The organism is Kitasatospora sp. NPDC056181 (assembly GCF_042266225.1).
Taxonomy (GTDB): domain Bacteria; phylum Actinomycetota; class Actinomycetes; order Streptomycetales; family Streptomycetaceae; genus Kitasatospora.
In genome coordinates, this window is record NZ_JBHJUK010000161.1 from 7,464 (window position 1) to 18,141 (window position 10,678).

The window sequence follows — 10,678 nt, forward strand, 5'->3', positions numbered from 1 at the left end:
ACCGGGTGTGCCCCGGACGATCCGGGCCACACCCCGCTCCTGGCCACACCAACGCCCGAGCGAGCACCCCATGACCCGAGGCCGCGCCGCGCTCCTGACCACAGCCCACCGCGACCACGAGAACACTTGCCGCAGGACATTCACACGTGGGGACCGCGCTGCGCACGGTGATCGTGCGATCGTGTCAGCTGTCACTGGCTGCCACCGACTCTGGCGATACCAGCACCTGCTCCTCGCCGCCGGGGCCGGCGGCCGCGCCCACTACGAACCCGTGCCGCAGAACCGTCCCGCTGGGACTGGTCCGGCGACACGCCCTGATCAGGTGCGCGGCCCCGAGCGGGCCGCGCACCTAGGGGGAGAGCGGCCCGCTCGCGTTCCGGGAGTTGGATTTCGCTGTCCAGCCCTGGCCGGAGGAAGGAACCGGTGGGTGCGGCCGGATTGCCCTGCGGACACCACCGGGCCCTCGGCGTCGGCACCGACGCCGGTGTGGGCACGGGTCGCCAGCGGCGAGGTGGCAGGCCGTGCCAGTACCTGATCACTGCCGACTCCGCCGTCCGGCCGGGCGTAGCACGCTGTCCAGCGTTGGCTGAGCGGGCGAGGGGAGCGTCACGGGCGGCCCTTCCCGGAGCCGCCGCCGTTCCTCGCGGCGCTCGTCGCGGCGTTCCTTACGGTCGCGCCCGTCTTTCCACCAGTCCAGCTTGTGCTTGGAGTCCTGCGGGATGACGATCTGGAGCCCGACCAGAATCGCGACCACAACCAGGGGCGACAGCACGACGAACCACGGGGCGCCGCTCAGCAACGCCACCACGCCGCCCATCACGCCGATGCCGCCGCCAAACCCGGCCTTGCCCATCAGGCACCACCCCGCACACGGACCGAACCGGTACGGGCCGCAGGCAGGAACCGGGCCGGAACATCGACCACACCGGCAGCGACCATCCGCTTCGCCGACAACCGCAGCCGCCGCAACTGCCCCTCTACCGCACGGCTCGTCAACCCGCCCAGCTTCGCCCCGATCTCCTTGAAGGTCAGGTCACCCGAGTAGACGTGCCAGCAGATCGCCTGCTGCTCGCGGCTAGCCTCCTGCAGAATCCGGTGGAATGGGTCTACGACCAGAACGGAAACACGCCCCTTGGGGACGTCTCCCTCACCCCGTTCGCTGACGACCACGGCCTTGCCTCCGACCAGGCCTTCCAGATCCTGAGGCACTGCAAGCAGGCCGGGCTCCTCAACGACCGCTTCTGCTCACTCGGAGAAGCCGTCGCCGACATCACGCCCGCCGGAATAGCCTGGGTCGAAGCACGGCGACGCAGGCAGGAGGACCCCGCTGGGCGCGCCGCAGCGGCCCGCAGCGGCCTCCTGACCTGGCTATGGCGCCGTAAGCACGACGGCACCAGGATGCCGACCCTGGCCGGCATCCTGGAAGCCCCACAGTCATTGTTCGAAGGCATCAGGCTCACCGGCACCGAGATCGACCGGGCCGCCGGGTACCTCACCGCCAAGGGCTTGATCAAGGGAACGGCCCGCGCCATAGGCATGGCCGGACCCCTTCGTGCTGAGATCACCGCTGAAGGAGAAGACTGCGTGGAGAACTACGACGCCGACCTCGCCGCGTACGAACGCCGCAACAACGGCGGCGCCACCACCAACTTCCACATCGGCACCAACACCGGCAACATCGCCGCGAACAGCCGCGAGGTCACCCAGACCGCCACCACCAACCAGGGCATCAACCCCAGCGAACTGGTGCTCCTCGCCAGATCGCTGCGCCAGGCAGCGCCTGTCCTGGGTCTTCCGGAAAGCGACGTCGAGGAGTTCGCAGACATCGCGACCCGGATCGAGAACGAGGCTTCCACGGACACCCCAGATCCTGGGCGGCTGCGAAGGTGGGGGAACGCCATCCTGGACATCCTCAACTCCCCGGCAGTCAGCGGGGCCCTCGCCCAGACGCTCTCCACCGCCGTCCAAGCTGCCATCACATCTGGCAGCTGACCGCCGTCTTCCAGCGTTCGCCCCCGGGAACGCACCGCTCCGTCCCCGCCAGCGTCCAGCTCCACCCCGGCCGCCGACGAAACTCACCTCCCCGGCCCCGCAGCCACCCGGCTGCGCCCTCGCCGCCGGCCCGTGCCGGATCCCCGCCCAGGCCGTCGCCGCCGTCCCGGTGACCGGGGCCGCGCCCGCTCGTTGAGCACACCGAGCGTCCCGACCAGGGCGCGCGGCGATGCCCTGCTCCACACCGCCCGGCACGTACACCCCCACGGCCCGGATGACGGCACGACACCGCCGCCCGGGGCGGCCGGTCGTACACACCGGCCGCCCCGACCGCCGTCGAACCCCGAGCCGGAACAGCCGCTCCCCGCCTGTACCGAGGCGCCTGTTCCCTCCCGACACCGGCCACGACAGGGGTATCCAACGCCGCCCCGTCAGGGCTTCTGGAGGGCGCCGACACGTCACGGACAGCCTGCCCACCGCCTGTGACCATTCAGCAGGCCGGAACTTGGTTCGACAAAACCCGTGTTGGCTGTCACAGGCCGGTGCTACTTTCGGGTGAAACGCGTGTATGAGAAGTGGGCGACATATGGCACTTGGTGACGAACTGCGGGCTGATCTGGCGAAGTTGATCGGTGAGCCGTGGAAGATCCGCGACGGGCGGGTCGTACCGGGGACGAAGGACGTCGGACTCTTCTCGAACGACGCGGTCAAGCTGCACGCCGTCTATCTCTATGCCGACCTGCTCGGCTCGACCAAGCTGGCGCGAGACTTCACCCCCCAGACAGCTGGCAAGGTCATCCGGGCGTCCCTGCGGACGGCCTCGCGCCTGATCAAGGGCTTCGACGGGCAGATCCGTAGCTACTGTGGCGCCGGGTGAGCGGGACGCTGGCGTCACCCGGGCCTCACTCCAGGCGGATCTGGCCACGGCCCTCGAACGGAACACTCGTCTGGCTGCTCGGATCCGTCTCCTGGAGAAACGGCTTGCCGAAACACTCGGTGAAGAGCTTTGGGTCTCATCCGGGCTCGGTGCCCCACCCGATATCGACTACCTCCAGCGCCGGATCGGCGCGCTGGAACAAGAAGTCGTCGGGCTGAAGGAAAAAGTCGCCGAAAAGGAGGACGAGTTGCAAGCCGCTAGAGGGGCGAACCGCGAGCTGATGGGTGCCCTCAACCGGGGCCGCTGAAGCCACGGCCGGACCCGCGCCAACACGGGCTCATCAGCGTCTACCTGGCGCTCGCGCACCACCATCATTTTTTGAGACGTGCCTCGGCCGGCCCGCGCGAGTAGCGACCTCCATAGCTGAGAGACCATACCTCCCGGTGTCGATCTCTTCCAACGTGACAGAGTGGTCCCGCGCTGTCACGCCGCAAGAGATCGTCTGGCTTTGCAGCGGAGCTGCATTGTTGATACATCCTAATCGGATTCCGCCGCCTTACTGCTGGTAACCCTTCGGAATCGTACTTGCTTGGACATGGCGGCCCGTGGAATTTGGCCACTGGGCCGCAGTGGCGTATGTCTCCAGTCCAGACTTCTGGTCTCCTGGGTAGAAGACCCTCACGAAGGGTTGCGGAAGGCAACAAACTCGCAGACAGCGAGCGCGATGCATCCTACGAAGGGACTGATCATGGACTTTCAGGAGAAGTCACGGCAGCCCTGGGATGGCTGTCGTGCCGGGTAGCAACGTGCACGTTCAGCTAGAAAGTGCCCACTCAGCTGACACGCGACATGCCGAAGCGCAGCGTCGCGTTACCGCGTCTATGAGGGCGCGGATCAAAGACGCGGTGCGGAAGGCGTTGCGCGGGCAGGGAATTAGCGGTGACATCGTCATCCGCGATCATGACCTGGTGTTCCATGCGAAGGGGGCGACAGAGGCGGCTGCCTGCCAGGTGACAGCTCACTACGGTCGCGGGCAGCAGTGGACACTGTGGGTAAAGCTGGGAACTGATGATCTAGTCAACGCTGAAGCTTCAGGTGCGGCCCGGCTCCAGGCGCACTTCGGCAAGGAGCATGTCATCGACATACTTCATGAGGGGGATGGAGTGATCGTTCTTCCATTCCTAGAAGGACATCGGTCTGTTGAGGAATTGATAAACTCCGGCGATCGAGATTCCGCGCGGAGTGCATGGAAGAATTTCTGGGGAAAAGAGACGGGTGTCTGGCATCTTACGAAAAATCCTGAAGGGGACTATGGGCGGACCAGTAGGCGCCTCTCGGAGAGGACGGTTGAAGCGTATCGTCATTTTCCGGAATGGAAGGAATACGCGCGACTCCCGATGACGGTCAATCAAGTCCGCTTCCCCTCGCTCGAAACATTGCAGCGGAAGGCTCTCGATCTGCTTCGCAGTCGCCCGCCTGCCTTGGTTATGGCTCATGGCGATGAGAATCCGGCGAACGTGATGGTGCAGCCTGGGAGGGAGTCGGAGTTCGTTCTTATTGATCTCGGAAATGCTGGATACATGGATGCCGCATATAGTGTTGCGAAGGCGGTGCATTACGTTCTTTCCTATGTTTCTATCAATAAGTTGAAGGTTCTTTCTGAGGAAGATCGGCGCCAGCGCATTAACGTCGCTGTTCGGAGTGGAAGACTGGCGATCGACTACGATCTAGACCCCTTGCCTCCGGGATCCCGCGAGCTCGCTGATATCGCGATCGCCGCGGGCAAGCATTTTTCGGAGTGGGAGGAGGACCAGCTGTTTGGGGCGCGCCTGGCAGCGGCCGCCTTCGTGTGCCTGTGGGGTGGAGCGCCGCATCACAAGGGCTACCCGGATCTGGTGCCGGTGCTCGTCGGAGAGGCGGCCCAGCTATCCAATGATCTGTATTTGGCCCGGTGAATAGGAGTTGGCGCCATGAACCAGAAGTCACTGGTGTGCTTCGATCTTGAAGATACCTTGATTCCCAGTGGGCCACACACGCGGCGGGCGCATAGTGCGATTATCGCGGCGGCTGCCGCCGTTCATGGCGTTCAGCCGGAAGCGATTGAACGACGGTTTCATGTCGCGCGTGCAAAACTTCCGTCCGCCCTCGCTACTTATTCTAATCTCGGACTTGACCCAGGCGAGGTGCGTGGCATCCTTGACCGCCTTGATCCTGGCCCAGGCGTCGACGCCGTACCCCACGCTGGCCTGATTCTCCAGTGTCTTCAAGAGCTCAATGTAGGGCTTGCCATCGTGACCAATGCCCCATGTCAGTGGGCGCGGCGACTTCTCTATGCGGCGAAACTTGATCCTGCCTCGTTCAATGTAATTGTCAGTTCATGTGACGTCTCTTCTCCGAAGCCAAGCCCAGAGTCGTTTGAACTCGCGCTGCAACGTTTTGATGTAGGCGCCAACCAAGCGGTGATGGTAGGTGATCGTGACGACGTCGATCTTGTGCCGGCCCGATCGCTAGGCATGGGCGCACTGCTGGTCTCGGAGCAGGCCTCGCTGGCAGTGCGGTTTGTGGAACTCCTATCAATGGTTCTCGCTCCGCTGCCCACTGAGGTGCCGCGGAGTGTGCCATAAGGCAACTGATTTCGGGCGGTGGTCGATGGCTCGCACCGCCAGGCTTGTGAAGGCGCCCAAACCGGGCCGGGACCGGTTGACCGCGGGCGGCGGGGCTCGAAGCGCCACGTCATCACCGACGGCATCGCCCTTGGCAGCTGTCCGCTGTGGAGCGTTGCACGGCTGCGGGCTTCTGCCTTGCGCAGATCACGGACGGCGCGGTCGATCTACGAGGACTGAGAACCCCGCCGTAGCGAGCCTTCGTCCACGCTCGGGTCACTCGATCCAGCGATAGCGCCACACGTGTTGCACGTACTAGCTTCGTTTGCCAAAGCACTGAGCTGCGCAACTTCCGCAGCCCGCCTCTCACCACAGCCTCGTCCCCCAGAGAACCGCCGTCTGCGGCGTGGACCTGGTGCAGCGGCACGGTGTGCCGCCCGGTCGCGGCGTAGACGGTCACCGGGATCGACACGAGGGAGAAGCTGACGGTCATCTTGGCGGTCGCGTTCGGCATCGCAGCCTCCTCCTCTCCATGCTGCGCCCGTGCTTTCCGGTCGTGCCGTCCCACGGTCTGACCTCGTCGGCGTCCAGGCCGGCCGCTGCCATTACGTGCAGGTGGCGAGCATCTCGGTGAGCGCCTGCTTCTCGGTGTCGGTGGTGGACAGGCCGTAGGTGTGCTTGATGTCGGTCCAGGCGCGGCTGTAGGTGCACCAGTAGGCGATGGACGGGGGTCGCCAGGCGTCGGGGCTCTTGTCGCCCTTGGCTCGGTTGGAGGCGGCGGAGACGGCGATCAGCTGGGAGTGCTTCAGGTCGTTGGCGAACGCGCGGCGCTTGTCGGTAGTCCAGGTGTCGGCGCCGACTGGCGGGGAGTGTCATTCCAACCATGCTGTATTTCCCTGCTGCCACCTGCGCCGACGGGGGTGTCGGAGACTGGCGCTACGGTGTTTCGCCATGGACGCTGACGATCTTGACCGCCGGTACCGGACCCGGTCCGGCTGCATCCCGCCGGAGCTGGTCGACCGGCTGCTGGAGCGCGGCCATACCGCAGTGGTGGCGGAGCAGGCCGGGCGCGGGGAGTGGTTCTGCGCGCGGGCCTGGGCCCGGTTGCTGGCCGGACAGGGCCGTCAGGCGGAAGCGCTGGAGGTGCTGGCACCGTACGCTGAGACGACTTGGTGGACGGCCGTCGTGGAGGTAGCCGGGCTGCTGGAGGGCTGTGGCCGCATCGGGGAGGCGATCGAGACTGTCCGGGCCCGTATGGTCCTCGGCCATCCGCACGCGCTGGAGCACTACGCGCGCCTGCTCACCCGGAACGGCCGCGCCCAGGAGGCCTTCGACCTGCTGTTGCCCCACGCCGACGAGCACGGGCGGATCGACGCTCTGGTCGATGCCGCTCAAGCCGCCGGCCGTAACGAGGAAGCCGCCGCGTTGCTCACCGCCCGGATCACCGAACACCGGTGCTCGGACTTCCCCGGGTGCTGCCGCTTCGACGCCGACACCGCCCTCGGGCCGCTCGCCACCATCCGCGAACGCCAGGGCCATATCGACGACGCCGTCGCTCTGCTCCGGCGCCAGCACATCGTCCGGGTCAACGGCCGTGACCAGCTGGCGGACCTGCTGGCCCGGCACGACCGGCACCAGGAACTGCTCGCCTACGCGAAGGCCGGCGGAGACGAAGAGGCCCTGGAGCCGCTGGCACAGGTGCTGGAGGAGCGCGGCGACATCGAGGGGGCGATCGCGGTGTACCGCCAGGAGGACATGCCCGCGGCCGGGCACCCGAACTCGGCCTTCGCGCACGCACAGCTCCTGGCCCGGCACGACCGGGGCAGGGAGGCGATCGCCGTCATGCGCACCCAGGCCGACCTGCGCCCCGACGAGGACTGGATCCTGCAGGCCCTCGCCGAGCTGTGCCTGAAGCAAGACCTCCCCGCCGAAGGGCTGGCCCACCTCGATGCCCTGGCCGCCCTGCGCGGTGGCAACGAGCAGTGGGAGCTGTACCGGATCCGGCTGCCGCTGCTCGCCGCCCGAGACGGTGTCGACACCGCCGTCCGGCATGCCCGTGCCCACCCCGAAGGCGACACCTCCTGCGCGGCGGCCGACATCTCCCGCCTGCTCGCCGACGCCGGACGCACCGAAGAGGCCGTGTCACTACTCAAACAGCATGCCGGCACGCGATGGCAGGTCACGGACATGGCCCGCTACCTGATCGACCTCGACCGCACCACCGAGGCCTTGGCCCTCCTTCAGTACACCGACCCCTCACCCCCGCCGATCCCAACGACAAACCTGTGGGCCGCCACCCCCACCTTGTGACACGGACCCGGTCAGCGGGCGAGCGTGACGATGAGCTCCTCGTGGGGGCAGCCAGCGGCGAGGCGGTGCAGCGCGCCGGCCTCGTCCTGGCCCCACCGCAGGCTCCAGCGGGTCCTCACCACGGTCCAGTCGGTCAGGTAGGTGCAGCGGTAATCGGCTGGCCGGTCAACACCCTCTCCACACGGCTGCCGCCGCTGACACAGGTGCCGCGTAGTGTGCGGGAATGAACGAGCCGGACACCCCCAACCCGTTGCACGAATTCGCCACCTGGGCTCCATTGCTGAGCGCCGCCTGGCGCGGCGTCCCAGCCGTTCTGGCCGGTCGAGTGGAGCACCGCCAGGAGCAGACCTTCGCCACTGTTTCCGCGGTGGACGGCCGCTCCGCCCCGCAGACTCGGACGATTGGGCCCGAGGTCCTGGCGGAGGACGAGATCATTCTGGAAGCCCGGGTCGATGCCGACGGGCGGGCCGAACTCGACGTGATCGAGCATGGCCCCGCGTTCCGCGACCTCACCCGCGGATGGCCCGGACACCTGCTCCTGCTGCTGATCGACGGCGCGGAACCCGAACCGCGCCGCCGCACGCCCGTCCCGGCGGCCGTCGGGCCATCCCCGCGCGCCGACGCAGCGCTGCTGGAGCGCACGCTGCGCGCACGCCTCGGCGACTTCACCGGCGGCGCGGACGAAGCCCGGCTCGCCGCCGCCGAGGCACGCCTCGGCATTGCCCTGCCTGCTGAACTGCGCACCCTGATGGCGCTGGTGGACCACCCGTTCACGGCGGGCCCGGACCCCTCCTGGGACGAGATCGAGGCCCACATGAAAATCGAGCGGCATGCCGAGGACGCCGTCGGGTGCGAACTCTTCGGCTTGGACGGCCTCTTCCTCGCCACCGCGGACACCCGACCCGGCCCGTGGCCCTTCGCGGCCGCCTCCACTGTCGGCACCGCCCCCGACAAAGCCGTGCAGCCCCTGGTCGGCTCGCCCGGCTGGATCGCCTTCGGCTCCAACGGCGGCGACACCTACGCTGTCGACCTGACACCCGGCCCCGAGGGAAACCTCGGCCAGGTGATCCTGCTGGACCACGAACTCGAACTCGGCGCTGACCTGGTCGCCGACAGCCTCACCGACTTCGTCCTCGGCCGCCGCCACCCCGAAGCCCACACCCCCAACGACGGCCCTCCCCACCTCGCCCGCGCCACCAACCAGGCGCAGCTGGATCGGGCCGCCCGGCCCGAACTCCAGGTGCTCCACCTCCAAGGCCAGAGCCTCTCGCTCGCCGCGCTGCGCGGCCTGCCCCGGCTGCGCACCATCACCGCCCTGAACGGCAGCCTTGCAAACCCGGCGGAGCTGCGCCACCTCGACGCCCTGGAGTACCTGGAACTCGACCCCGATCACTGGCGGACCCTGCTCGCCGCCGATGCGCTGCCTCCGGCGCTGCTCGCCGCAGGGATCTACCTGTCCCGGGACGATGACCCGGTACCCGCCGAGGCGGTGGCCCGGGAGTTGCTCGCCAGGTACGGGCGGCCGCAGCGGCGAAAGACCCGGCTGGCGGGTGAACTGTTTCCACAATGAGAGGAGTTCAGCGGGCGAGGGCGACGGTGAGCTCCTGGTTGGGGTATGCGGCGGCGATGCGGTGCAGAGTGTCGGCCTCACCCCGGCCCATCGTCAGTTCCCAGCGGGTCTTCACCGCCGTCCAGTCCGTGGCGTAGGGGCAGCGGTAGGCCTCGGCCGGCGGCAGCCACTCCCTCGACTTCGCCGCCCTCCACCTCAAGAGCCCGGACGCCGACAACCTCGACGCGCGGATCAACTTCACCTTCACCGGCCCCGCCGGCGAGCAGCCCTGGACCATGTGGGTGCGCAACGGCGTCCTCAACGCCCGGGTCCGGGCGTCGGCCGCGTCCTTGGCCTGTTCCGCTGCGGTCACCGCCGCCCGCTCCCGTTCGCGTCGACGCTGCCGATCGGCCTGCCCTCGGGCAGCGACCCCACTGTGGCAGGGCATCCCCGCTGAGTCGGTCCCGGGGGCCGGCCTGCGTGGAGTACTCGCGGTTCGGCCCCTCGAATCAGCGGACGTGGTTGAGGAAGATGCGGGATCCGTCGTGGAAGTCGATCGTCGCCCCGTGCCCGACGGCCGGGGGACGGGGCAGGTCGGAGTAGACCGCGACCGCGGAGATCTCGCCCGGATCGGCGGCGAGGAGTGCGGCGACCAGGGCGTGCTCGACCGAGGCCCGATCGCCGGCCGGGGCGGACACTTCCATGGCGGAGGGCCTGGTGCCGAGGACCGGCTCGGGCTCGGAGCCGGACCACTTGTCGTTGGGGGCGCCGAGTCCCGCGACCTGCCACAGCGAGGTCCGGCCGCCGGCCTCGACCGCGATGCCGTACGGGTGACGGGTGTGGCCGGCGTCGGCGAAGGCCTTCGCGGCCGTGCCAGGCAGGCTGGCCGCGGCGTCGAGGAGCAGCTACTGGAAGCGGGCGGGGCGCATGAGTGTCCTTGGGGAGCGGGGGTGATCCACCGTAGCCGGGCGGGCCATGGCAGCCGGTCGCGCCACTCGAGCCGGGGGACTGCTGTTGGCACGAGAGCCTGCGCGAGGTGGCGGATGGCTGACGTTTGATCACTCGAACAAATGGTCGAATACTTAGTGTATGACCTCAGCCGTGCCGTTCTCCCGCCCTGTGCGTCCCGAAGGGCTGCCTGGGGATGCCGAACGGGCACCGCGGGAGCTGATGACGCTGCCCGGCGCCTCCTGGGACGTGCGTCGGTGGCGGCTGGTGGAGATCCGGCTCGGCGGCCGGTGGCGCCCCGGGCTGCTCACGGTCTGGCGTCGCCCGCCCGGCAGTACGCGCTGGGTGGTCCACGTGCGGTGGGGCGACGACGCGGCCACGCCCGACGGGCAGGCCTGG

The 10,678-nt window shown here is 68.1% G+C and carries 10 protein-coding genes; 8 read left to right on the plus strand and 2 right to left on the minus strand.

What is annotated here, in order from left to right; all coding sequences use genetic code 11:
* Nucleotides 1–535 precede the first annotated feature (535 nt).
* On the minus strand, nt 536–853 hold the full coding sequence (locus ACFC1F_RS37110; protein ID WP_376165230.1) for a hypothetical protein: 318 nt from the start codon (nt 851–853) through the stop codon (nt 536–538).
* 194 nt (nt 854–1,047) lie between these two features.
* Between ACFC1F_RS37110 and ACFC1F_RS37115 the strand changes: the two genes are divergently transcribed.
* The 7 genes from ACFC1F_RS37115 to ACFC1F_RS37145 all read left to right on the plus strand — a co-directional run bounded on the left by ACFC1F_RS37115 (nt 1,048) and on the right by ACFC1F_RS37145 (nt 9,352).
* The gene (locus ACFC1F_RS37115) at nt 1,048–1,992 is read left to right on the plus strand and encodes a hypothetical protein (RefSeq protein WP_376165232.1); all 945 of its coding nucleotides are present in this window, start codon (nt 1,048–1,050) and stop codon (nt 1,990–1,992) included.
* Between the two features lie 586 nt (nt 1,993–2,578).
* Nucleotides 2,579–2,869 carry a hypothetical protein gene (locus ACFC1F_RS37120; protein WP_376165234.1) on the plus strand — a complete coding sequence of 97 codons (291 nt, stop codon included), beginning with the start codon at nt 2,579–2,581 and terminating at the stop codon, nt 2,867–2,869.
* A complete protein-coding gene (locus ACFC1F_RS37125; protein WP_376165236.1) occupies nt 2,856–3,176 on the plus strand; it encodes a hypothetical protein in 321 nt (106 codons plus the stop codon). Before ACFC1F_RS37120 ends, ACFC1F_RS37125 begins: the two co-directional genes overlap by 14 nt.
* A gap of 484 nt (nt 3,177–3,660) precedes the next feature.
* Complete coding sequence (locus tag ACFC1F_RS37130) at nt 3,661–4,824, plus strand: phosphotransferase (protein ID WP_376165238.1); 1,164 nt, start codon at nt 3,661–3,663, stop codon at nt 4,822–4,824.
* A 15-nt stretch (nt 4,825–4,839) separates the two neighbouring features.
* Nucleotides 4,840–5,493: an HAD family hydrolase gene (locus ACFC1F_RS37135; protein ID WP_376165240.1), complete on the plus strand. Its 654-nt coding sequence runs from the start codon at nt 4,840–4,842 to the stop codon at nt 5,491–5,493.
* 930 nt (nt 5,494–6,423) lie between these two features.
* Nucleotides 6,424–7,782, plus strand: coding sequence for a hypothetical protein (locus ACFC1F_RS37140; protein WP_376165242.1), 1,359 nt, complete (start codon nt 6,424–6,426; stop codon nt 7,780–7,782).
* Between the two features lie 223 nt (nt 7,783–8,005).
* Nucleotides 8,006–9,352 (plus strand): SMI1/KNR4 family protein, encoded by a 1,347-nt coding sequence (locus ACFC1F_RS37145; RefSeq protein WP_376165244.1) that lies wholly within the window; start codon nt 8,006–8,008, stop codon nt 9,350–9,352.
* Between the two features lie 488 nt (nt 9,353–9,840).
* Here ACFC1F_RS37145 and ACFC1F_RS37150 read toward each other — a convergent pair whose 3' ends face one another.
* Entirely contained in the window at nt 9,841–10,035 is a 195-nt protein-coding gene (locus ACFC1F_RS37150) for a hypothetical protein (protein ID WP_376165246.1), read from the minus strand.
* A gap of 385 nt (nt 10,036–10,420) precedes the next feature.
* Between ACFC1F_RS37150 and ACFC1F_RS37155 the strand changes: the two genes are divergently transcribed.
* The coding region (locus ACFC1F_RS37155; RefSeq protein ID WP_376165248.1) for a hypothetical protein at nt 10,421–10,678 on the plus strand (258 nt) is incomplete at its 3' end.

Excerpts from the sequence above, each read along its gene's own strand:
- ACFC1F_RS37110 (WP_376165230.1), bottom strand. The coding sequence starts at position 853 with ATGGGCAAGGCCGGGTTTGGCGGCGGCATCGGCGTGATGGGCGGCGTG.
- ACFC1F_RS37120 (WP_376165234.1), top strand. The coding sequence starts at position 2,579 with ATGGCACTTGGTGACGAACTGCGGGCTGATCTGGCGAAGTTGATCGGT.
- ACFC1F_RS37135 (WP_376165240.1), top strand. The coding sequence starts at position 4,840 with ATGAACCAGAAGTCACTGGTGTGCTTCGATCTTGAAGATACCTTGATT.
- ACFC1F_RS37140 (WP_376165242.1), top strand. The coding sequence starts at position 6,424 with ATGGACGCTGACGATCTTGACCGCCGGTACCGGACCCGGTCCGGCTGC.
- ACFC1F_RS37145 (WP_376165244.1), top strand. The coding sequence starts at position 8,006 with ATGAACGAGCCGGACACCCCCAACCCGTTGCACGAATTCGCCACCTGG.
- ACFC1F_RS37150 (WP_376165246.1), bottom strand. The coding sequence starts at position 10,035 with ATGGAAGTGTCCGCCCCGGCCGGCGATCGGGCCTCGGTCGAGCACGCC.